Raw genomic sequence first — 23,906 nt, forward strand, 5'->3', positions numbered from 1 at the left:
GGTTCTTTGATTGATTATTTAAAAGTTAATATGGGTAATATGCGGCTTGAACAATTTCGGGTATTATTTTTGAACAAAAAAAATATTTTGATTGCTGATGAAGTTTTAAGCCAAGGAACTATTGATCAGGCTGCTGTATACCCACGAGAGATAATTAAAAGAGCGTTGTTTAATGAGGCGAGTAATATTATACTTGTTCATAATCATCCAAGTGGTAGCCCTGATCCTTCAAAAGCCGATATTGATATGACAAATATAATAGTAGATATGTGTAAAACAATAAATATTGTAGTGCATGATCATGTAATTATCAGTAATAATAAATATTTTAGCTTTAAATCTAACATGTTACTATGAATATAAATAGCTATATTGTATTATTTATTTTTTCTTTTATAGCAACTACTATATTAACATATATATTGACCAAATATTTTAAGACAATTGGTTTAGTTGATATACCTAGTCAGCGTCGTTCTCATAATAAGATTACCCCACGTGGTGGTGGTCTTGCTATCGTAATTGTTGTAATGATTGCTTTAAGTAGTTTTGAATATATAACAAGCGGTTTGCTTACTAACTCGGCAAAAATATTACCGCCATTATTTGTAATTGCGACAGTCTCTTTTTTAGATGATTTAAAACCTGTGCGGGTACTTATCCGTTTGATAACTCATTTAATTTGTTCTGCTTTTGCTATTTCTCTTTTAATTCCTCTAGATTTTGCTGTTAATATTCCTATCCCAATATATCTTATTTTCATTATACTAATTGTAGCTTTAAGCGGCTTCATTAATATATATAATTTTATGGATGGTATAGATGGCATGAGTTGTATAGAGTCTATTCATCTATCAAGTACTATACTTATATTATGTTTACTACAATTTCAGGTACTTGCTAATCCATATTTTATATTTAGTATGAATATTGTTATACTTGGTTGTTCTATTGGATTTTTAATATTTAATTGGCAGCCAGCAAAAATATTCTTAGGAGATGTGGGTAGCATTAGCCTTGGTTTTTTACTGGGTCTTTGTTTGTTAATGCTTGCTACTACAAATATTAACCTATTTATAGCTTGTTTTATCGCTAGCTTGTATTACTTAACTGATGCGGTACTGACTATATTAATTAGATTAGTAAATAAAGAAAAAATTTGGCAGCCTCATTTAAAGCATTTTTTCCAAAAAGCTGTCAAAAAAGGCAAATCCCATAAACGGGTAGTATCGATTATAGCGATTTGTAATGTATTTTTGATGATGTTATCAGTACTATCGTTATACTCACCTATAATATCTGTAATGCTTGCTTTAGGAGTAATTACTTTAACTGTCCAAAGTCTATTAAGATGAAGCTAATTAAAGATGATATTCATAAAATAGTTAGGCATATATTTGCAAGGCAGCATCCTTTGCTTCCTGAAATTATGTTTAATTGGAATAAAATAGTCGGATTTAAATTTAGCGATAAGGTATTACCTTTAAAAATAATTGCTGATACTAATAAAAAGCAAAAGATTAATACGCTATTTATACAAGCAGAAGATCATGCAACAGCTTTAGAAATATCTTTTTACCAAGAAATTATACTAGAACGTATCGCAGTTTATTTAGGCTTTAAGGCAATACACCAGATGCGGGTGACTGTCTATAAGCAAAAATAGTGGTGTTATGGCATTGACTGCGTGGACCGAAAAGCACCATCGGTGTCATCTAGTCGGTTATACCTAGGTTGCTGCATAGCTCCGATGTCATTCCTGCGTATGCATTGTTGCGTGGGTCGAAAGTCGTCCTCGGTGTCATCCCGTGGCTTGTCCACGGGATCCAGTAAAATAACTAAAAATATCAATAATATTGATATTTTTAACTGGACCCCGTGAATAAATCACGGGGTGACAGAGGTACAATTAAGCCACGTGGGCAATCTCACAAAATTGTATTAATTACAGTTTAGTGGAATATTTAATATATTATTCCAAACTGTATCCCAGCCTTTTGTATGGGTAATGTTAGGGAAGACCTTATACTTAACACAGTTAGATGAGCTAGCTTTTATATAAAGTTCTGTAATAAAAGTTGGAACTCTTTTGTCATCTGCTCCGGAGAGATGCAATTGAGGAATGTGGCTAATTTGCTTTGCGTAATTTATTGGATTTAATGATTTAGTTAGATAACCACGATAATTATGATGCTTGTCAAATTTCTCAGTATCTAAATTACCGGCAATCGTTATAATATCTTTCACATTACTATTTTGGCTAGCGATTAATATTGTAAGCCCGCCGCCACCTGAAAAGCCGACTAAGCTGAATTTCTGCCCGTTATTAATAGTATTTATAACATCATTAATTGAATTTACTACTTCATAGTTCATTCTTTTATCTAACCAATAATCATTAACACATTTTGCGTTCATCTCTAAAGGAGTATATTGACAAGGTCTTGCTATATAAACAATATTTGGTCGCTTATCGATTGTAGCAAGTCTTAACAACATTGGATTAACAGAGGTAGGGTTGTCAGAATTAACGCCTCCATCTGCAAGATGTCCATCCCCTTCAATGTAAAATACAAAAGGCTGATTACGATCAGTAACACGCTGATAAGTTGTAAGAGTAAAATCACCACCTTTTACAAGTTGTTGCTGAAAATTATTTTGTTTAGCTATGTCTTGCAAATGTTTCACTCTACTTGCCACATCATGGGTAGTAGAACAACCGGAAAGTAGAACAGAAACTAAAAATATTATCCAAATAAAATTTTTCATAATGTATTTAATGGTTATTTTCCTCGTCATTGCGAGCGAATAAAAGGAGCGTGGAAATCCAGAAAAAATAACAAAAAATACTAATATTATTAGTATTTTTACTGGATCTAGTTCCCAAGCCACGGGATGACACCGTAGGCTTTGCCACTCCTCGCAATGACGTTACGATAATTAGAACGGTATTTCGTCATCTAAGTCGCTATGATCAAAAGAAGGCTTGGAATGCTTATATTCACTATGACCTGAATCTTGAAGACTAGAACTAGTAGAATTTTTGCTATCCAACAATATTAATTGTGAATTAAAATTTTGCAATACGATTTCTGTAGTATATTTTTCCACACCTGAACTATCATTCCATTTACGAGTTTGTAACGAGCCTTCAATATATAATTTACTACCTTTTTTAACGTAATTTTTTACAACAGATACTAACCCTTCGTTAAATATCACTACTCTATGCCATTCGGTCTTTTCTTTTTTTTCACCGGTAACACGGTCTTTCCAAATGTCGTTGGTGGCTAAAGAAAGATTCGCTATTTCCTTTCCTTCCCCCGTAGTTCTAATTTCAGGATCACGTCCTAAATTGCCTATTAATGTCACTTTATTTAAGCTACCTGCCATAGATTACCTATTTTAAAAATATTATTATTGCAATAATAAAATAAAAGAGCCTATAATACTACAGGTTTTTTAAAATATCCTAAAATTTTTCAGTAAGAGTGATATGAACCAAGAATATATCAAGGTACGTGGTGCTAAAGAGCACAATCTAAAGAATATAAATGTTGATATTCCAAGGAATAAATTTGTCGTTATAACTGGTCTTAGCGGTTCGGGTAAATCTTCCTTAGCGTTTGATACGATTTATGCAGAGGGTCAAAGAAGATATGTTGAGAGCTTATCTTCATATGCAAGACAATTTTTGCATTTGCAAAATAAACCGAATGTCGAGTCTATTTCTGGATTATCGCCAGCTATTGCGATTGATCAGAAAACTACTTCTAAGAATCCACGTTCTACAGTTGGAACTATAACCGAGATTTACGATTATCTCAGGTTATTATATGCAAGGGTTGGGATTCCTTATTCTCCGGCAACGGGTCTGCCTATACATAGTCAAACTGTTTCTGAAATGGTAGATATAATAAACGAATTACCTACGGGAACGAAGATATATTTACTAGCTCCGATTGTTAGAGGGCATAAAGGGGAATTCAAACGTGAGATTATGAATCTGAAAAAGCAAGGATTCCAGAAGTTAATTGTTAATGGGGAAACTTGTGAAATAGATGATTTGCCGAAGCTTGATAAAAATAAAAAACATAATATTGAAGTAATTGTTGATAGGATAGTTTTAGATGAGAATTTAGGCAATAGGCTAGCTGATAGTTTAGAGAGTTCATTAAATCTTGCTGATGGTATTACCTACCTAGAAATCGTAGAATTACCAACTGTAGCTAATACTGAATACGAAAAAAATCAGCGTATAACTTTTTCTGAAAAATATTCTTGTCCAGTGTCAGGATTTCAGCTTACAGAAATTGAACCAAGAATATTTTCCTTTAATAGTCCTTTTGGTGCATGTCCTAAATGTGAGGGAATTGGTAAAGAGTTTTTCTTCGATCGTGATTTAATCGTACCAGATCACAGAATATCTATTAAAGATGGTGCAATAGTGCCGTGGGGCAGTACGTCCTCAAAATTTATCCTAGAGACATTAAAAGCACTTGCTGAGCATTATAGATTTTCTATAGACTCACCTTTTTCAGCTTTATCTGATAATATTAAAACAATTTTATTTGAAGGTTCTGGAGAAGAAGCGATAAGATTTGAGTTTCATGATGGTTCTAAAACACAAGTAATTCATCAGCCATTCGCTGGAATAATACCGAGTTTGCAAGAAAAAGATCGCACTATAGAATCGGTTTTAATCAAGGAAGAGTTAGCTAAATTTAAGTCAGAACATAAATGTACGGCTTGTAATGGCTATAGGCTAAAAGATGAAGCTTTATGTGTTAAAATAGTAAATATTCATATAGGTGAAGTAGCAGATATGAGTATTGCAACACTGCAACAATGGTTTGCTCACCTAGAACAAAAATTAAATAAAAAACAATTATTTATCGCTGAACGTATCCTTAAAGAAATTAATGAAAGACTAAAATTTTTGATGAATGTCGGGCTTGATTACCTAACATTGTCAAGAGAGTCTGGTACTTTATCAGGAGGTGAAAGTCAGCGTATTCGTCTTGCTTCGCAAATAGGATCGGGCTTAAGCGGTGTTTTATACGTACTTGACGAGCCATCTATTGGCTTGCATCAACGTGATAATACTAGATTAATTGAAACGCTAAAAAGGCTAAGAGATCTTGGTAATACTGTTTTAGTGGTTGAGCATGACGAAGAAACAATGTATGAGGCTGATCATATTATCGATATAGGACCTGGTGCTGGTATTCATGGTGGTCGGGTTATTGCTGAGGGTAATGCCGAAGAAATAAAGAATTTTGAAGAAAGTATTACAGGAAGATATTTAAGCGGTCGTCAAACAATTAAAGTGCCAACACAAACACGAACAGGACATGATAATAGAGCAATAGAGCTTATTGGAGCTGTTTCTAATAATTTGGATAATGTCGATATAAAAATTCCGCTTGGTACATTTACTGCTATAACAGGGGTATCAGGAAGCGGAAAATCAAGTTTGATGATCCATACTCTATATAAGGCTGCTTTAAAGCACCTAGAGCCTACAGCAAAAGTATTTCCAGGAAAATATCAAAAATTAAAAGGGCTTGAATATATAGACAAAATTATCGATATTAATCAGTCGCCAATCGGCAGAACTCCGCGTTCTAACCCTGCAACTTATACCGGTGCGTTTACTCATATTAGAGACTGGTTTGTAGAACTGCCTGAGTCAAAAGCCAGAGGTTATAAGGTTGGTAGGTTTTCATTTAACGTTAAGGGTGGTAGATGTGAGGCATGTCAAGGTGATGGGCTAATTAAGATAGAGATGCACTTCTTGCCTGATGTATATGTAAAATGCGACATTTGTAACGGTCATAGATATAATAGAGAAACTTTAGAGATAAAATATAAAGGTAAATCTATTGCTGATATATTAATGATGACGGTAGAAGATGCGATGCAATTCTTTGAAAAAATCCCATTAATCTATGAAAAACTTATTACCTTAAATGAAGTGGGGCTTGGTTACATTAAAATCGGTCAATCGGCAACTACTCTTTCAGGAGGGGAGGCACAGCGTGTTAAACTTGCTAAAGAGCTATCAAGGCGTTCAACCGGTAAAACTCTTTACATACTAGATGAGCCGACTACAGGGCTGCATATTGACGATATCAATAAATTGTTAAAAGTACTGCATAAACTTGTTGATATGGGTAATACTGTTTTAGTTATCGAGCATAATCTAGATGTTATAAAAACAGCTGATTATATTATTGATGTTGGTCCTGAGGGTGGTGATAAAGGTGGTAAGATAGTGGTACATGGCACCCCTGCCGATATTGCTGCTTGCTCTGAAAGCCATACCGGTAGGTATCTAAAGCAGTATTTGAAATGATATAGTTTGTTAGATGCGTAGCATTGACGCGGCAATCTTAGGAATTTGGTACTATATTTATTAGGATTATATTAATTTTTGTAATAACGATTATTTTAATATTTTATCAGAGGAAATAATATTTTTGCAAGAGTAGTTTTCCCTGATTGTCTTGGTCCAGTAATACCTAAAACTGGGTAAAATTTAGAAAATTTTTCTAAAACTCCTTGTATAAAACGTTGATACATTTTAAATATTGCCTAATTGAATTCAGCAGTTTCAATTTAGCACTAATTAATTAAAAATTCAAGAAATTTAGTTTTTCTGTTTTTAGATATTACGCATTTAATATTTACAAACACCCTCTAACTTGGTTAATCATCTGTAGATATTGGTTCCGGTAGCTTTCGGAATCAATATTTTTGATATCCCAGTTTTCACTATTTAGTATTACTGTTTTAACATTTAATTTGTTATATAAGTTTGGATTTTGCTCAGTACTTAAAACAAGACATTTATTATTAGACTCTTTAATTAAAGAGTCTAATTTACTGAAATATCTTAAGCTTTTTTGACTGTCGCTATATAATTTTGTCGTACGGATATTTGTATCAACAAAAAAATACTCGCTACTGTCGCTTAATAAAATCACATCCTTTATATTAGCAAACTCGTTATTTTTAGCTTCTTGCAAATCTTGTAATTCTTTCATTGCTAGCTCAAGATTATTATTAATATCTTGTTGTAATTCAGGAAATTTTTCACTAAATATTTTAGTAAATTCCTGTAGTAAAACTTTTACGTTATCAAGATCAAGCCAAATATGCCAATTACCTTTTATGATGTTTAAATCTTTAATATCGCTGATTTTTATAATGGTGTTAGCATGATTATTAATTAACTTCTCAGCAAACCCATCAAATTCTTTATCTATATAAATAGCGATATTGGCGTTTTTGACTTTCGCTAGATCACTTGGTTTTAAATTATAATGATGCGGGCAGCCGTTACTTATGGCTAAACTCTCTATCTCCGCTTTATCTTTAACAAGCATTGCAGCTATACTTGCAATTGGAGTAATGCTCGTTACTATTTTAGGTTTAGCGTAGCTAGTAAAGCTGAAGAATATGAAAGAGAGAAGGATTATTGTCATCCCGCGGCTTGTCCAGCGTTGTGGAATGGATCTGATGTCATTCCCGCGTAGGCGGGAATCCAGAAAAAAGAAATTTTTATATTTCATAGTTTTGATTCCTAATTAATGACTGGATTCCCGCCTACGCGGGAATGACGTTATCATATCCAATAACTCCGACTTACTTAACTTAAAATCTTGATCTATCCAAATCTTTTTTAAGTAATTTAGTTTTTCGCCTATGTCTTTTTGTTCTATATTTATATTTAGTAAATCATGACCATTTATTGGGAATTTAGGTCGTTCTAATGAATCATATATATTTATAAATTTTGTTATTTGTGAATAATCTATTTTCCCTAATATACTTGCTGCTAATAAATATTCTTTATAGTTTTTATGCTCCAGCCAGATTTTTTTTATATCAAATTCAGTGATTATATTTTTATGAATAAAATCTAATATAGATAATATCTGGATAGTTTCATGTTTTGAGAATTTCCAATCTAGAAAATTTTTTAGGTTTAAATCTTTTTGATAATATAATAATAATGCATATCTAGTACTTAATTCTAGATTAAAGCTTTTGGCTTGCTCTGCAATTTTTATTTCATAATTTTGGATGGAAAATATCAATGCCAAAATCCTTATTTCAAACATGGCTTTTAAAACTTCAGGGCTATTACTAGAAACTATAATTCTATCAAATTCACTTTTTATGCGTTCTCGTGATAAACTCATTAAGCCGCTTTTTAGTTCATCGCATGCTTTAAATCCTTCTGGATCAAGCCTATTTGCATAATAGCTAGAAAAACGAAAGAATCGTAAAATACGTAAATAATCTTCTTTAATTCTTTGGTGAGCAGCTCTTATAAATACTACTTTTTGCTGCTTTAAATCTTCAAATCCATTGAAATAATCATATATTTTACCTTTAAAAGGGCAATAGCTTAAAGCATTAATAGTGAAGTCTCTTCTTTCTGCATCTTCAGCAAAATCATTTGTGAATACTACTTTAGCGTGTCTGCCGTTACATTCAATATCTTTCCGAAGAGTGGTGATTTGGAACTGTTCCTTTTCTAAAATAGCTGTAATTGTGCCAAATTTTAAGCCGGTTGGGATAGTTTTTATCTTAGCTTGGGATAAAATGCTTGTTACTTCATTTGGTAGTAAGTTCGTTGCTATATCAATATCATAGCTCTCTTTATCAAGTAAAGCATCACGAACTGAGCCGCCAATTAATCTTGCTTCTCCTTTTTTATTAAGAAGATTCAAGATTTTTTCATATCCTTTTGAAGGAATGTTTAATGTTTTATTAATAGTTTGCATGACTAGATTTTATTCTACATTTTTTAGAATTGCAAAATATAAGTATAACCGGACTTTTGCTTAAAAAATCTCTATTAATAGTCATCAGATTTCCCGTGCATTTTGCTCTATGATTAAGATTGATATGAATTTCGGCTTCGTTGCAATAGTTATTTTTATTAAAGATAATTCTTTGCCCATAATTAGTTATGAAAAGATTATCTTGTAGCGGCAATAATATACTATCTTCTTGTCCAAACCAATTAGCCCAATAAATCCTATTAAATTTTGCCATCTTATCGGCATAAATTTCAAGCTTACCTTGCTTATTCTTAATACCAATTGCCATATTACTTGCATCAAATATTAATTCAGGTTTTGGCGAATAAAGCATAAATATAAAGGATATTACCATAATTACTAGTCCAAATAGTCGCCATGTAGTTTTCCATATACAAATCCAGAAAAATCCAAATAAAAAGAGTAAAATACTAAAATTTGTGATATAGCCGAAATACCAAACTGAGCCAGGTAAATTATTAAAATAGTGGGCTGATTTAATTATTATTTCAATAAAAAACCCTATAATCTTCAAAATATAACTATCAAACCCAATCATAGTAAAAGGCAAGGACAATAGAGCAAGAGGCATCAGAAAAAAAGACATTATAGGCACGGCAATAAGATTTGTCGGTACTGAGTAAGTAGAGAATATAAAAAACTGATTTATTACTACGGGGGCAGTAATGATGCTTGCTAAAAAACTAGAGTAAATATTTGATATGGTATAAAATTTTATTGCTCCAAAAATGCCTTTTTTCTTTCCAAGTAACCACGAATTTTTAAGATAAAACTCATAACCTGCCACAAGTGATAATACTGCAATAAAAGATAGCTGAAAACTCGGATGAAAAATATATTCGGGATTTAGCGATAATATTATAAATGCAGCAATAGCAAGAGAACGAATAGGAAAACCAGCTCTTCCTATAATAATCCCATAAATAAAAATCGCTGCCGTAATAAAAGCTCTGGTTGCTGCGATTTGCATCCCGCTTAGCTCTAAATATCCAAAGCTGCCGATTAATGCACAGTAAGCAGAAACCAATTTTATATTGTAATTATATGCCAAATAATTTGATATATTCAGCAAAAACCTTGTAGTAATGAAAATAATCATTACCACTAGCGACAAATGTAGCCCTGAAACGCATAATACGTGTGATATACCGCTTTGTCGCATATCTTGCATGATTTGCCTGTTTAAGCCTTTCGTCTCACCAAGTAATATCGCAGCTGCAAAATTTCCTTTATCACTACCAAGCTTATTTATTAAATTATTATAAATGAAAATACGTATTTTATAAATAAAGCTATCAATAGTAGTTTCATTGCGTGCTAAAATTTTAGGTTCTGACATCGCATAGCCATTTGCTCCTATATCAGCAAGATATGCATAAAACCCGAAATCATAGCCACCAGGTAATATACTATTTTGAGGTTTATAAAGCTTAGCAAGTAAAGTTATATAGTCATTTACACGAATTTCCTGTAAATATTTTTTCGGTATACTAATTTTTACCTTTTGTAAATCACGATTAATTTTCTCGATTTTTATTTCGCTTAATACTACTTGTCCTCCGATGATGGTTGGTTTGATAGATTCTATTTTGCCGCCAACTAGAGTAATTATAGGCTTATGAATGGTTTGACCATGCACACTTGCCGTGCGGTATTTTGCGACTAATAAACCAATTGCAAATGCAATAATAATACCATAAATAAACTTGATGATGATGCTATATCTTTTGCTAGTAGATAATATTAAAAGTACAAGTAAAATAATCCCAATAGTTGAAAATGAAAAATCAAAATTTAAAGAAAAATAAACTATAATTCCGCAGATGAAACTAACGAAATACCATAAATTAAGATGGTTATATTCGGCTTCAAAAATTGCTTTTAAATAATCTAGCATTTTCAATTATAAGTTAAAAACGCATTATACCCGCCCAGCGATCCTTTTTCAATAGCAAGATCAAATTATTAAAATAAATTAACTATATTATTGATTTTTATTAACCACATTACTATTATATGCGACTTTGGTAAGCATAACTAAATTTTAGGTATTCAAAATATGAGTAAAATAACCACAAATAATTCCGTAAAAAAACTAAGACTTTTAAAATATTCTTTACTTGCTTCTATATCAGCAGCAGCAATAATTGCAGTACCTTTTGAAGGAGTAGCAAGTAGCAAAGATACTTACCAAGATATAATGGAGTATAAGAAAGCATTAAATAGAGCTAGTAGTGTAAAACGTAGACCTTCAACAAAAAAAGGAAGAGAAAGCCTTAAAAGTAATGATTCAAGCCAAGATATAGAAGATTTTTATAAAAATAGCTCACCGGTACAACAAGAGCCAAACTCACAAAGTGATTTTAAGTCTGCACAGGCTAGCACGCCTAAAAAATGTGGAGTATTTTCTCGTCTTTTTGGTAAAGGTAAAAAAGATGATAATACATCAGCGGAAGAGCCAACAAAGCTTACAAAATCTCAAGAACAATTACAAAGAACTAAGGCTGCTAGGCAGGGTGTAGCTGATAAAAATAAAGCAACTACGGATGAAGTAAAAAGAAAAAGTGCAGAATATCAAGCACAGATAGAGCAAGATAATAACGAAAGAATAGAAAAAATTAAAGTTGATAAAGAAGCACAAAAAAAAGCACAAGAAGTACGAAAAAAACAGGCAGCTAAAGCATACGCAGCAGCAAAGAAAAAAAATAATATAGGAGAGGCACGGATACAAAAAAATCTATTAATGGTTGCATTAGGAGCGGAGATAGAAAAGAAAAGAGTATTATTAAATAACCAAGAGAGTGAACAGCAGGTTCAAGATGATTTAAACCAATTAGAAAAAATAAAAAAAATATTAAATCAAAATCCAGAATCTTTAGAGACTACAAGAGAAGGGATAGGACGAATAGAATCGTACGAAGATAAAACTGTAGCAGAAAAGAAATTATTAAAAATAGAAAAAAAACAAGAAAAGCAAGAAGACTTAAAACTAAAAATAATAGGAGAACTGGCTAAGGAAAAGCCAAATCATAATGATATAAAGAAATATTATGAGAAAGTAGAAAGGATTTCTGGAGAAATAAAAACTGAAATAGGACAAATTACTTTTCCACCGCAACTACCTGCTCGAAATAAAAATAACACTAATAATGTAAGCATTCCTGTAACACCTAGAGTGCAAAGGATTGTAGATAATAGCAAGTATGATTCAGGAGGATATTTAAAACCAAACCCGCCCTCAGTACAGGACTATATAGAAGTATTTCCAGATCCAGTTGTAAATGTGCAGCCTCAAAAAGAAGATCAGTCAAAACAATATCCTACGTTTACTCAAGCGGATTTAAACGTACGTATGTTGCCATTGGTTGAAACATATATGGAAGTAGGAGGACTAATAAAAAACCTACAAAAAACACCTAGTTCTTCTCAGCAAAAATTAATTGATACAAGTTTAGCAAGTATAAAAAAAGAGCAAAAAAACTTAGAAAATATAATTCAAGAATTAAATATATTAAGATTAAAGCTAGTTAACAAGCCACAAAATGAAATAAGCTATAATAGGCGAATTGAGGAAAAACTTGCTGAAGCAAAACAAATTGAAAGCAGGATAAATGGATACCAAGATAAGATAAAGACGAATGTAGGATTTATTGCAGCTAATAAAGAAGATACGCATATTGTTCCAAAAAATAATTTAGCTCTTTTAGGACATCAAAATATTGAGTACTCATTACATAGAATTAATAGTGCTAATAGTAATAAGCGTCCAGTATTGTTTGATAGATTACTTAAAGATTTAAATAAGAAAAAAGACGAAGCTAAAGCAGTATGGGAGCAATTTATTATATATAAAGAAAATAAAGATTTAAATGGTGATGAAAACAGGCAAATAGAAGCAGCTGAGGCATTATTAAAACAATATAATAATGATATAAAATTAGTTGAAGAAGCATTTGAAAATTACAAAGAAGATAGTAGAAAAAGTAATGGTATACAAAGTCCAGCATCATCTAATTTAGAATATTTAGCACTTGAAGAGAAATTTACCTCACTACGAAAACATGATGAGCTGGATGAAGAGCTTCAAAAAGTATCCACCAAAAAAAGTAATGTTGAAGCACAATATCATGAATTACGCCGAAAAAGATTAGACCCTGAAAATTCACAATCACTTCAGGATTTAGCCCAGGAAGCTCTAAATTTATCAAAACAAGAATCACAGTTACAACAAGATATAGAGGATTTAGGTTCAACTCCTAGCTCTAGTAATTCATCATATAGTGAGGTAGAAATAAAGGTTCAAGGATATAGTGCAAATCCACCTCAAAGATATGATTCAAGTTTTGAAAGTCTTAAGAATAATTCTGAAATACTAGAAAATGGAGAGATTATATCAGAAGTTAATGATGTAATAAAAGAAGCATATAAAAAGTTTGAAAAATTAGTAAAACCTACTCAAAAAGATTTAAGTATATTAGATTATTTAGATTTAGAGGATAAGGTTCAAAAGGCGGAAGAGAGCTATATTGCAGAACGTAGTGAGAAGCCCCAAAATCTGGAAAATGTTGAAGAGGATTCACGGCTTAAAAAGTTAGCTATGGAAGCACTTAATTTATCTGAGCAGTTGTCATTGCAAGCAGAGGTCAAGAGTCTAGAAGATGATAGCCTTAGTAATTCATCAGATAGTGATGTAGAAATAAAGGCTAAAGGATATAGTGCAACACCGTTAAAGAAATATGCTTCAGTTCATAGCATTAGTGATCTAGTTGGTAGTAAAGAAGACTTAAGCGTAGAATTTGAAAAATTAGTTGAAGCTGAAGGCTTAAACAATGAGTCTAAGATAGATAGAGATGCAGAATTTAAAGAAGTTCTAGAAGGCTTTGAAAAAATAACTGCAGATATAAATTCAGAACTTGAAACACTAACTGCAGCGAAAGGCTTAAACGATCAACCTAACGCAAATATTGGTACAAAAACTGAAGATGCTTCTGATCAACTATTATTATCAACTAATGAACATAGCTCCTTGGGAGTAAGTAATGGTAGAGAGGATAAACCTAGCTCATCAGAATCAAGTGATGGCGGAAAAAGTGAATATAACTTGTTAGGAGTAAGTGATGGTAAAGAGGAAGAAGATAGATTCTTAGGGCTAAGTGATGGTAGAGAGGATAAACCTAGCTCATTAAGGCTAAGTGATGGCAGAAAAAGTGAACATAGCTTGTTAGGAGTAAGTGATGGTAAAGAGGAAGAAGATAGGTTCTTAGGGCTAAGTGATGGTAGTGATGATGAGCATGGTCTTTTAGCATTAAGCGATGGTAGAGAAAATGAAAATGATTCTTTAAAATTAAAAGATGGTGATGATAAACGTAGTTTCTTAAGGTTAAAGAGTGGCGAAAAGGATGAAGATAGCTTTTTAAAATTAATAGATAGTGATGATGATTATGATTCAGGTATAGAAGAAGATTTAGAATATAGTAAACCGCTTAAAAAGATTGATGCAATTACAACTATCCCTCTTCCGCAAGCAGTAGAAGAAGTAAAAAAGAGTGTTGCAGCAATTGCTCCTACTACTAATCAACAAATTCAAACTGTTCAGAAAGTGACGAAAGATTCTATTTTTACTAGACTTGATTCTATTGCAGTAGTTAAAATTAATGAAGATAATAACGCTGCTATAGCAGCTGGTGATGAAGAGTCACCAGTTAAAAGAGGTCTATGGATGCGTACTATGTACGGTGTTAATAACCAAGGTAGAGTTAATAATATTAATGGCTATAGAGGTATTAATAAAGGTGGTACTGTTGGTTTTGACGTTGAGATCGATAATAATATTATAGGTATTGCTTATAGTAACGTTCATTCAGTATTTAAGTTTAAAAATAACAATAATAATGATAAAGAAATTATTAAAAGTCATATAGTTTCTATCTATGGGCAAAAAGAATTACCGAAAAATTTTGTATTGCAAGGTTTAGTTGTTGCTTCTAAGAACTTTATTAAAAATAAAACTACTTATTTATTTAATAATACTAAATTTAAGAGTAATGTAAAACATCGTAACCATAGCTATAACGCAGAAGCTTTACTTAATTATAATTATCTGGCTACAAATAATATAGTCATTACGCCAAATATCGGTTTAAGATACGGAAAATCACGAGATGGTGTATATAATGAAACAGGTATTAGTATTCAAGAAATAGCTCTTGCAACGAAAGAAAATAATATATTATCAGGAATTATCGGTGCTAAAACGAAAATACCTTTAAAAAATAATAATTTAGGGCTTACGCTGCATAGTTCCATAGAGCATAATTTCAATGAAAAAACTCAGAGAGTAAATAGAACTATTCAAATACAAGGTAATAAATTTACGCAAAATCATATAATACCGAAACAAGCAAAAACAGCCTATAATTTAGGAGGGGGTATTATAGGAAGTGTTAAGAATACGATTATTTCGTTGGATTATAACTATTATTTGAATAAACGTTATCATAGCCATCAAGGTAGTATTAAACTTAAAGTAAATCTATAATTTTGCTTGCAATACTTAAAAAGATATTGTATAAAACCTTTGAAGTTATTGTAATTAAAGTGCATTGTTATATTATCTGTTACTCCGTAAGGCTTGCTTAAGTGGATCGGTTTTTCCTCTGTCATCCCGCGACTTGATTGCGGGATCCAGAAAAAATAATGAAAAATACTAAAATTAGTATTTTTAACTGGATTCCGCTACAAGCTCATGGGATGACAAAGATAGGGCTAATACACCAAGGCAACGCCTTGCGGGGATGACAAATTATAATAATATTTCTTAAAGGTCCCTTCGTCTAGCGGTTAGGACACCACCCTTTCACGGTGGGAACACGGGTTCGAGTCCCGTAGGGGTCACCATCCTTATTTCTCGATTATTCCTTACTAAAAATATTGTTGTGCGACTCAAGAGTCGTTATTGTGAAAAAGTATTATTTGCGTATATAAGTTTTCCTTTGTCATCCCGTGGTGGCTTGTTCGTGTGCATCAGTTTCCCCGTCATTGCGAGGAGATACAAAGTATCGACGTTGCAATCTTGTCAAGCATCCTAAGATTGCGTACGTACAAGTTACTTCGTAATTTCCTCACAATGACGGGAAAATTGATCCATACGGCATGACACATATGTAACAAAAAACCTATATAGTTTGACTATGTAGGTTTTTTTGCTTTATAATGTACAAGATGACATTAAGAATCTTAAATAAAAAATTATGTTAAATAATATTAGAAAAACTGCCGATAGTTTTATAATGCGGGTTTTATTCGCAATGATCGTTTTTGCCTTTGTTGGCTTTGGCATTAAAGATGTATTACATGGAAGAGGTGGTGGCAATATCGTAACTTTTTCTCATGCGAAAAACATATCGCAAGAAGATTTTCTGCGGGCAAAATCTTTAGAAATTAACGCTATATCTAAACAAGTAGGAGTAAGCCTAACGGAAGAAGAAATAGCACAATTAAATATAGATAATAGAATCTTAAAAAGGCTTATTTTTGAGAATATCTTAGATTATCTAGTTAGCTATTATGATTTTGATATAAGCGATGATACTGTAAAAAATTTAGTAAAAGAATCACCGGTTTTTAAAAATGATCAAGGAATTTTCGATATAAAGCTCTTTAAAACTTATTTTAGAAATTCTTATACAGATGAAGAAAAATATTTAGTAAATTTTAAAGAAAAAGCCTTAAAAAATATTTTTGCTGGTACTTTTTTAGATAGCTTCTATGTTCCAAAAGCTATGACTGATAATATAGTAAATTATATGGCTGAAAAAAGAGAAGTAGAATTAGTGCAAATGAATCTACAAAACAAGCCAAAAGATTTACAAATTCCAGTTCCCTCTGATCAGGAATTAAAAGATTTTTACCAGAATAACAAATCTTCATTTGAAATACCTGAGAAGCGTAGCTTTTCATATATAAAAGTTACTACTGAAAACTTACAAAAGAAAATCCAAGTTACTAAAGAAGAATTATTAGAATTTTATAATGAGAATAAAGAGGAATTTGGAGAACAAAGTTTTGAGGATGTACAAAAACAATTATATGAACAAATAGAATCTCAAAAAATTGATATCCTAAATATGGAGCTTGCTAAAAACTTAGAAGATGATGTCGCAGCCGGTTCTAGCTTAGTTGAAATTGCAGAAAAATATGAGCTGCCTATTAACAATATTAATAATATAAGTTATGCCGATTTGATCGAAGACAAAATAATTGCCGAAAATGCCGATAGTATTTTTGAGCTTAGCGAGAGGGAATTATCTTATCCGATTGAGGCAGAAGATAAAAGCTATTTAGTACTTGTTGAATTAAAATCTATAAATCCAGCAAAAATACCTGAATTTGATAGTATTAAAGAACAGATAAATAGCACTTGGATAAAGCAATATCTTGCTGATCTTAATATAAAAATTATGAAAGATTTAGCAAAAGAAGATAATTTTGATACAGAAGATAACACATCAAATGCTAAAATACGTAACAAAACTTATATAAGATCAGAAATGGAAAATGATCAGATGTTAACCCCTGAAATATTATTATCCATTTTTAACACTAAAATAGGTTCTAATACTCCTGTATTTCAAGTAGGCGATGAGCTATATTTTGCCCATATTAAATCTACAAATATAGATGAGCAGGTGGCTAAAAATATTAGAACTAATTCAGAAAAAAATATAGTACACACTATTAAAAATTCTATCATTGATGAATTGATTAACTATACGATCAAGCAAAATGATATGAAAGTGAAGACTATGTAAATGAGTTGTGTCGCCCTGTGACGGCATTGCCCGCGTGGATCGAAAAACGTGATCGGTGTCATCCCGTGGCTCGTCCACGGGATCCAGTAATAAAAAATACAAAAAGCTCGATTTATCTCGCTTTATGCTGGATCTAGTTCCCAAACCACGGGAGACCTTGTTGTTGCGTGGATACCAAATCGTCTGAGCTACGCGAATGAAATGAGCGTGGCAATCCAGAAAAAATAATAAAAAATACTAATAATATTAGTATTTTTTAGCTGGATTGCTTCGTCAATTACTTCACAATTTCCTCGCAATGACGGAAAAACCGATCCACGCAACAATGCCACCACGGGATGATGCCGATGCACACGTACGGTGAGGATTACATACGAGCTAAATAACACAAAATCTAATAAATAATATGAGCTTTAGAGATTTACCCGAGTTTTTGAAATTGTTAGAAAAAAACGGTGAATTAAAGCGTATTTCTGTTGAAGTTAAAACCGATCTAGAAATTACTGAAATCAGCAGAAGAGCATTGGAGCAAAATGGTCCTGCTTTGCTATTTGAGAATGTTATAAAATCTGACGGCAGTAAATCTACAATACCTGTTCTAACTAATCTTTATGCTAGTATCAATCGTATTTGCATGGGGCTTAAGCTTCAGAATATTCAGGAATTAAGAGAGCTTGGAGTTTTACTCGCATTTCTTAAACAACCGCAACCACCATCATCTTTTAAAGAAACATTATCGATGTTACCGCTAGCAAAGCGTATCTTTGCTATGTCGCCTAAAACTGTTTCAAAAGCCGCTTGCCATGAGATTATTATCGACAAGCCTGATCTTAATATATTACCAATCCAAAAATGTTGGTCTCTTGATGTTTTACCTTTAATTACTTGGTCTATAGTTGTAACTAAAGGACCAACCGATGAAAAGGTTGATAATTATAATCTCGGTATATATAGAATGCAGGTTATTTCGGAAAATAAATTATTGATGCGTTGGCTTAAGTTGCGAGGTGGTGCAGAGCATCATAAACGTTGGAAAGGAGCAAAAAGAGAACCTTTCCCAGCTGCTATAGTTATTGGGGCAAATCCGGCAATAACTATGGCATCAGTAATGCCGATACCGGAAAATATTTCGGAATATAATTTTGCTGGGTTGCTTGGTAATGAAAAAGTAGAATTGGTAAAGTGTAAAACCATTGATTTAAAAGTTCCAGCACATAGCGAAATAGTACTTGAGGGGTATGTTAGTCTAGATGAGTATTTACCCGAAGGTCCTTTTGGCGACCATACCGGATATTACAATGATGTTGAAGAATTCCCAGTATTTACTGTAACAGCAATAACGATGAAAAAAAATCCTGTATATTTGAGTACTTATACAGGCAAACCCCCAGATGAGCCATCAATACTCGGTGAAGCATTAAATGAGATTTTTATCCCTCTTATTCAACAACAATTTCCGGAAATTGTTGATTTTTGGTTGCCACCTGAAGGTTGTTCATATAGGGTTGCGGTAGTATCAATTAAAAAGTCTTATCCTGGTCATGCTAAAAGAATAATGCTTGGTGTTTGGTCTTATTTACGGCAATTTATGTATAGCAAATTTATTATCGTGGTCGATGATGATATCGATATTCGTAACTGGCAGGAAGTAATTTGGGCAATCTCAACAAGAGTTGATCCAAAGCGTGATACAACTTTCATAGAAAACTCCCCAATAGATTATTTAGATTTTGCATCCCCAGAGTCAGGGCTTGGCAGCAAAATGGGAATAGATGCAACAGATAAAATATACCCTGAGACAAACAGAAAATGGGGTAAAAAAATCGAAATGGATCAGGAAGTTATCGACAAGATAAATAGTATATGGGATAGTCTAGAGATATAGATGTCATTGCGAGCGACTGCAAGGAGCGTGGCAATCTCATGAAATAGAGTTATAAGATTCCTGAGATTGCTTTGTCGAAACTTACAGTTTCTCCTCGCAATGACGTAGTAACATCACCGGAACTAAAATATGTACAACATACCACATGAAACGATTATCAATAATTTTAAAGAAATAGCTGATAAATATCAAGAATTGATCATGCATTTAATGCAGGGCAAGGGTAGTATAATACCACAAAATTTAATTAATAGTGATAAGAATAGAATTATCGCCACCTTAATGGTAGAACAATTTTGGGCAAATCCTGAAAAATTTTGTAGTATTAATACCCAGTATATTGAAAAGCTAAGAGAGCTTACTACGAATGCCTTTGCGAAATTTGTTGGTAGTCCGGCGAAAGCTATATTTTCCCCAGATAATCGTGATAAAAGATTTAAAGATTCTTTATGGGAAGAGAATGCTTATTTTGATTTTGTTAAACAATATTATCTATTATCCGCTGAATGGCTTAAGAAAAATATCGATCAATATGAATTATCAGATGACCTTAAGCAACATTTAGATTTTTTAACTAGGCACTTTATTGATGCTTTTTCGCCATCAAATTTTGCTTTTTGTAATCCAAAAGTTTTACGTGAAACTTTGAAAAGTGGGGGGCAGAATTTAGTACAAGGGCTTGAAAATTTCCTAAGAGATATAAAAAATTCAGGTGATATATTAAATATTAGAACTACTGATAAATCAGCTTTTAAGCTTGGTGAGAATATTGCAACAACAAAAGGAAAAGTTATATTTCAAAATGATTTGATGCAGCTAATATGCTATGAGCCGAAAGAAAAAGTACATAAGATACCGATACTAATTATTCCCCCTTGCATAAATAAATATTATATTCTCGATTTATCCTCGCATAATTCATTAATATCTTTTTTAGTGGAAAATAATTTTCAAGTTTTCCTTATTTCATGGGTTAATCCGGATTCGTCTTTAGCAGAAAAAGGCTTTGATGATTATTTACAATATGGGATTTTAGCACCTATTGAATATATTAGAAAGCTTGGCTTTAAAAAAATTGACTTCGTTGGATATTGCATGGGCGGAACGTTTCTTGCCATTATTCTTGCATATTTAAAAGTAAAAAAACTAGATTGCACTAATAGTGCTACGTTCTTTACCACCTTGCTTGATTATACTAGTCCTGGTGAGCTTGGAGTATTTTTTAATGAAAATACGATGAAGTATATTAAAGAGGATATGGATTTGAAAGGATATTTTGATGGAAAATATTTATCAAATACCTTTAGTTTACTAAGAGCTAACGATTTAATTTGGACATTTTTTGTAAATAATTATTTACTTGGCAAAAATCCTATGCCTTTTGATTTGTTATATTGGAATGCTGATTCTACAAATTTACCGGCAAGAATGTATCAAGAATATTTACAAAATACCTATTATAATAATTTACTAAAAGAGCCTAATACTTTAGAAATATTAGGAACTAAGATAGATCTTGGTAAAGTTGATTGTAATTCTTTCTTTGTGGCAGCTAAGGAGGATCATATCGCACCTTGGCGTTCAATATATGATGGAATGAAATTGATAAATGGTGATAAGATTTTTTGCTTAACTGATTCAGGGCATGTAGCAGGGGTGGTTAATCCTCCAAAAACTACTAAATATAATTATAGACTTAATGATGATTTAAGTTTAAATAGTAGAGAATGGCTTTTGAAAGCTACAGAATATAAAGGCTCATGGTGTGGCTTGATTGGCTTATTAAAAATAATACTGAACTAGTAAAATCTTTGGATTATAAAAATTTAATAGCAATTGAAGAAGCACCAGGAAGTTACGTTAAAAAATAAAAAAGTTTGTGAAGAGAAAAAATAAAAAATTTACGGAAATATTTATTGCCTTTATTTTAGGCATATCAATAGGTGTTTTAGGATATTCAGATTATGGAACTGATCTAATAAATCAGTTCAAAATATCGCATACACCGCCTCCAAAAATAAAGCATTACAATATTTCGCAGCTTTCTAGAAGTAAAGTTAGTACATGTTTTACTCCCCCATCAGGTTGCATTAAATTTATAGCAGATCAAATTGATACAGCTAGAGAGTCAATTTATATGCATGCATATGGCATGAGCGATTCATTGATTACTGCCGCTTTAATTGATGCTCAAGCACGTGGTGTACAAGTGAAAATCTTACTGGATCGTAGTAATTTAAAGCAAAAATTTTCTAAGTTACACGAATTACAACGAGCAAAAATTGAGGTAGGTATAGATAAAGTTCCGGGTATTGCTCATAATAAAGTTATAATTATCGATAAAAAGAAAGTAATAACCGGTTCATTTAATTTTACTGCTGCTGCTGATAAACGTAATGCAGAAAATGTAATCGTTATAGAAGATGCTGAGCTTGCAGATTCTTATCTACAAAACTGGCTCAGTAGGAAAGCGAGGAATGGATAGGATTGTTATATGGTTTTTATGTCATTCCTGCATAACATTGTTGCGTGGATCGAAAAGCACTTTCGATGTCATGCCGTGGCTTGACCACGGCATCCAAAAAATAATAAAAAATACTAATTTTATTAGTATTTTTAACTGGATCCCGCGATCAAAGTCGCGGGATGACAACTGGAAAAACTGATCCACGCAATAAAGCTTTCCCGTCTACGCGGGAATGACATGTAGCTTAAAATCTAAGCAGGCTTTTTATTAAATACGTTTTTTTGTGCTTGCTGTGCCATATTCTGCATATTAGAAGAAGCTTGATGAACATTTTCAGAAATATTTTTGTTTACTGCTTCTAATATTTTTGCTGAAGATTCATAGGCAATATTTGCAATCTCTTTAGCATTATTCATAGATGTTTCATAAATAGATTTAAAACATTTTTGGTGACAATCGCTAGCTTGCTTAAAATCATTAGTACCCATTGCTTCTTTAGTAGAATTCAAAATGGTATTAACATTATGTTGTATCATTTCGGAGTTTTTCTTAAGCAAATTTTGCATGCTTTCAGTAGCTATTTGATTTGTTGTTACTAAAATATTTAAAGCTCTTTGCATTGTTCCGGTGGTAGATGAAAAATCTATATTAGGCATATTTTTTAAAGAACTCATATAAAGTTCAGGATTCATATAAGATTTCATAAAATCTAAAAATTGTGTATTATTTAACATTATTTTTCTCCTAAAAATAAATTAAACTTTGTAAAATATAAGTGACTGTGTGTTTTGTGGGTTTGTTAAGAACCCTTAACCCATTAGTCCATGCTAACATTTATAAAATTACGAGTCAATAATTGTTAGATGGTAAGTTAATATTAAAATTAATTAAGCTTTATAAATGTTAGATACACAAACACAAGAATTAATAATTAAGTGGCAAAAATACCTCAGCTTGCAAAAAAATTACTCTAATCATACCATGATTTCCTATAATAATGATCTTAAACATTTTCTTGAGTTCATGAATTATTATAATTCGGATATCGTCACAATGGATTATATTAGGGCAGCAGATATAAGATTGATGCGAAGTTGGCTTGCTAAAAGAAAATGTGATAATTTTGTTACTTCATCAATTGCCCGTGGTTTATCTGCCATAAAGAATTTTTATAAATTTTTAGAAAAGACGGCTGAATTACATAATCATGTGGTTTTTTCTATTAAATCTCCCAAAAAAAGTAAACTACTGCCAAAAGCCTTATCTGAAGAAGAGGTAAATATATCACTTGATCATATTGAAGAATATGGAAATAGTCAGTGGATAGAAATTAGAAATAAAGCATTACTTGTTCTTATATATGCTTCAGGTTTACGAATATCTGAAGCGTTATCGATTACAAAGCTTCATTTACAAAATTTAGAATTTATAAAAATAATGGGTAAAGGAGGTAAAGAGAGAGTAATTCCTTGGCTTGCTATTGCTAGAAATTTGATCACAGAATTTTTAGAAAAATTACCATATGAATTGAAAGATGATGAACCAATATTTAGAGGGAAGCAAGGTAAGAAATTGCAACCTCCTGTATTTAACCAGGAGTTAATTAAGTTGAAACGGTTTTATGGTTTACCTGAGCATTTAAGTGCTCATTCATTTAGGCATAGTTTTGCCTCGCATTTACTAGAAAATGGGGCAGATTTACGCTCTATTCAAGAGCTGTTAGGACATAAAAGTTTATCAACTACACAAAGCTATACAAAAACAAGTATAAAGCATTTAGAAACGGCATATGTTACCGCACATCCAATCAAAAAATAAAATGTTATTTAATATTAACAATCTTCTTGCGTTAATTTTAAGTTATATATTATATTAATTTAAAACCT

At 32.0% G+C, this 23,906-nt stretch carries 16 protein-coding genes, 1 tRNA gene and 2 pseudogenes; 11 read left to right on the plus strand and 8 right to left on the minus strand.

The genetic code is table 11. From position 1 onward, the window contains the following. The first annotated feature begins 6 nt into the window (after positions 1–6). The 3 genes from AAHF54_RS00765 to AAHF54_RS00775 are packed head-to-tail and all read left to right on the plus strand — an operon-like array spanning position 7 to position 1,666. Positions 7–357: a RadC family protein gene (locus AAHF54_RS00765; RefSeq protein ID WP_341788730.1), complete on the plus strand. Its 351-nt coding sequence runs from the start codon at positions 7–9 to the stop codon at positions 355–357. After that, a complete protein-coding gene (locus AAHF54_RS00770) occupies positions 354–1,355 on the plus strand; it encodes a glycosyltransferase family 4 protein (protein ID WP_341788731.1) in 1,002 nt (333 codons plus the stop codon). The genes AAHF54_RS00765 and AAHF54_RS00770 overlap by 4 nt, the downstream gene beginning before the upstream one ends. Next, complete coding sequence (locus tag AAHF54_RS00775) at positions 1,352–1,666, plus strand: DUF721 domain-containing protein (RefSeq protein ID WP_016948096.1); 315 nt, start codon at positions 1,352–1,354, stop codon at positions 1,664–1,666. The genes AAHF54_RS00770 and AAHF54_RS00775 overlap by 4 nt, the downstream gene beginning before the upstream one ends. 275 nt (positions 1,667–1,941) lie before the next feature. Here AAHF54_RS00775 and AAHF54_RS00780 read toward each other — a convergent pair whose 3' ends face one another. Both AAHF54_RS00780 and ssb read right to left on the minus strand, forming a co-directional pair. Then, positions 1,942–2,769 (minus strand): alpha/beta hydrolase, encoded by an 828-nt coding sequence (locus tag AAHF54_RS00780; RefSeq protein WP_342170050.1) that lies wholly within the window; start codon positions 2,767–2,769, stop codon positions 1,942–1,944. A 171-nt stretch (positions 2,770–2,940) separates the two neighbouring features. After that, positions 2,941–3,393, minus strand: a complete 453-nt coding sequence (gene ssb, locus AAHF54_RS00785; protein WP_341788733.1) for a single-stranded DNA-binding protein — start codon at positions 3,391–3,393, stop codon at positions 2,941–2,943. Positions 3,394–3,496: 103 nt separating this feature from the next. On the opposite strand from ssb, the gene uvrA reads away from it, so the two are divergent. Beyond that, a complete protein-coding gene (uvrA, locus tag AAHF54_RS00790) occupies positions 3,497–6,358 on the plus strand; it encodes an excinuclease ABC subunit UvrA (RefSeq protein WP_341788734.1) in 2,862 nt (953 codons plus the stop codon). A gap of 95 nt (positions 6,359–6,453) precedes the next feature. On the opposite strand, the gene AAHF54_RS00795 is transcribed toward uvrA, so the two are convergent. From AAHF54_RS00795 to AAHF54_RS00815, 5 genes and pseudogenes are all read right to left on the minus strand, one after another. Then, positions 6,454–6,585: a hypothetical protein gene (locus tag AAHF54_RS00795; protein ID WP_341788735.1), complete on the minus strand. Its 132-nt coding sequence runs from the start codon at positions 6,583–6,585 to the stop codon at positions 6,454–6,456. Between the two features lie 104 nt (positions 6,586–6,689). After that, positions 6,690–7,490: a metal ABC transporter substrate-binding protein gene (locus AAHF54_RS00800; protein WP_341789256.1), complete on the minus strand. Its 801-nt coding sequence runs from the start codon at positions 7,488–7,490 to the stop codon at positions 6,690–6,692. 102 nt (positions 7,491–7,592) lie between these two features. Further along, positions 7,593–8,798: a CCA tRNA nucleotidyltransferase gene (locus AAHF54_RS00805; protein ID WP_341788736.1), complete on the minus strand. Its 1,206-nt coding sequence runs from the start codon at positions 8,796–8,798 to the stop codon at positions 7,593–7,595. Further along, entirely contained in the window at positions 8,785–10,020 is a 1,236-nt protein-coding gene (locus AAHF54_RS00810) for a ComEC/Rec2 family competence protein (protein WP_342170248.1), read from the minus strand. Before AAHF54_RS00810 ends, AAHF54_RS00805 begins: the two co-directional genes overlap by 14 nt. A gap of 228 nt (positions 10,021–10,248) precedes the next feature. Further along, positions 10,249–10,755, minus strand: a pseudogene (locus AAHF54_RS00815) (hypothetical protein); the annotation flags it as partial. Positions 10,756–10,917: 162 nt separating this feature from the next. Here AAHF54_RS00815 and AAHF54_RS00820 point away from each other — a divergent pair. The 6 genes and pseudogenes from AAHF54_RS00820 (at position 10,918) to AAHF54_RS00845 (ending at position 22,038) form a co-directional block, all read left to right on the plus strand. Beyond that, positions 10,918–15,396, plus strand: a complete 4,479-nt coding sequence (locus tag AAHF54_RS00820; RefSeq protein ID WP_342170051.1) for an autotransporter domain-containing protein — start codon at positions 10,918–10,920, stop codon at positions 15,394–15,396. Positions 15,397–15,680: 284 nt separating this feature from the next. Then, a tRNA-Glu gene (locus AAHF54_RS00825) sits at positions 15,681–15,755 on the plus strand. Between the two features lie 353 nt (positions 15,756–16,108). Continuing rightward, on the plus strand, positions 16,109–17,668 hold the full coding sequence (locus AAHF54_RS00830) for a SurA N-terminal domain-containing protein (RefSeq protein WP_342170052.1): 1,560 nt from the start codon (positions 16,109–16,111) through the stop codon (positions 17,666–17,668). 406 nt (positions 17,669–18,074) lie between these two features. Beyond that, entirely contained in the window at positions 18,075–19,553 is a 1,479-nt protein-coding gene (locus tag AAHF54_RS00835) for a UbiD family decarboxylase (RefSeq protein ID WP_342170053.1), read from the plus strand. 282 nt (positions 19,554–19,835) lie between these two features. Then, positions 19,836–21,152 (plus strand): annotated as a pseudogene (locus AAHF54_RS00840) (alpha/beta fold hydrolase); the annotation flags it as partial. A gap of 280 nt (positions 21,153–21,432) precedes the next feature. Continuing rightward, positions 21,433–22,038, plus strand: coding sequence for a phospholipase D family protein (locus AAHF54_RS00845; protein ID WP_341788740.1), 606 nt, complete (start codon positions 21,433–21,435; stop codon positions 22,036–22,038). 233 nt (positions 22,039–22,271) lie between these two features. Here the strand turns inward: AAHF54_RS00845 and AAHF54_RS00850 are convergent, their stop codons facing one another. Then, positions 22,272–22,754, minus strand: a complete 483-nt coding sequence (locus AAHF54_RS00850; protein ID WP_068041350.1) for a phasin family protein — start codon at positions 22,752–22,754, stop codon at positions 22,272–22,274. A 166-nt stretch (positions 22,755–22,920) separates the two neighbouring features. Here AAHF54_RS00850 and AAHF54_RS00855 point away from each other — a divergent pair, with 166 nt between their 5' ends. Then, positions 22,921–23,838, plus strand: a complete 918-nt coding sequence (locus AAHF54_RS00855; RefSeq protein WP_342170054.1) for a tyrosine recombinase XerC — start codon at positions 22,921–22,923, stop codon at positions 23,836–23,838. Positions 23,839–23,906: the final 68 nt, after the last annotated feature.

This window comes from Rickettsia endosymbiont of Seladonia tumulorum (assembly GCF_964030815.1).
In the GTDB taxonomy this organism is placed as follows: Bacteria; Pseudomonadota; Alphaproteobacteria; order Rickettsiales; family Rickettsiaceae; genus Rickettsia.

Excerpts from the sequence above, each read along its gene's own strand:
- AAHF54_RS00770 (WP_341788731.1), top strand. The coding sequence starts at position 354 with ATGAATATAAATAGCTATATTGTATTATTTATTTTTTCTTTTATAGCA.
- AAHF54_RS00775 (WP_016948096.1), top strand. The coding sequence starts at position 1,352 with ATGAAGCTAATTAAAGATGATATTCATAAAATAGTTAGGCATATATTT.
- AAHF54_RS00780 (WP_342170050.1), bottom strand. The coding sequence starts at position 2,769 with ATGAAAAATTTTATTTGGATAATATTTTTAGTTTCTGTTCTACTTTCC.
- ssb (WP_341788733.1), bottom strand. The coding sequence starts at position 3,393 with ATGGCAGGTAGCTTAAATAAAGTGACATTAATAGGCAATTTAGGACGT.
- uvrA (WP_341788734.1), top strand. The coding sequence starts at position 3,497 with ATGAACCAAGAATATATCAAGGTACGTGGTGCTAAAGAGCACAATCTA.
- AAHF54_RS00795 (WP_341788735.1), bottom strand. The coding sequence starts at position 6,585 with ATGTATCAACGTTTTATACAAGGAGTTTTAGAAAAATTTTCTAAATTT.
- AAHF54_RS00800 (WP_341789256.1), bottom strand. The coding sequence starts at position 7,490 with ATGACAATAATCCTTCTCTCTTTCATATTCTTCAGCTTTACTAGCTAC.
- AAHF54_RS00805 (WP_341788736.1), bottom strand. The coding sequence starts at position 8,798 with ATGCAAACTATTAATAAAACATTAAACATTCCTTCAAAAGGATATGAA.
- AAHF54_RS00810 (WP_342170248.1), bottom strand. The coding sequence starts at position 10,020 with ATGCGACAAAGCGGTATATCACACGTATTATGCGTTTCAGGGCTACAT.
- AAHF54_RS00820 (WP_342170051.1), top strand. The coding sequence starts at position 10,918 with ATGAGTAAAATAACCACAAATAATTCCGTAAAAAAACTAAGACTTTTA.
- AAHF54_RS00830 (WP_342170052.1), top strand. The coding sequence starts at position 16,109 with ATGTTAAATAATATTAGAAAAACTGCCGATAGTTTTATAATGCGGGTT.
- AAHF54_RS00835 (WP_342170053.1), top strand. The coding sequence starts at position 18,075 with ATGAGCTTTAGAGATTTACCCGAGTTTTTGAAATTGTTAGAAAAAAAC.
- AAHF54_RS00850 (WP_068041350.1), bottom strand. The coding sequence starts at position 22,754 with ATGTTAAATAATACACAATTTTTAGATTTTATGAAATCTTATATGAAT.
- AAHF54_RS00855 (WP_342170054.1), top strand. The coding sequence starts at position 22,921 with ATGTTAGATACACAAACACAAGAATTAATAATTAAGTGGCAAAAATAC.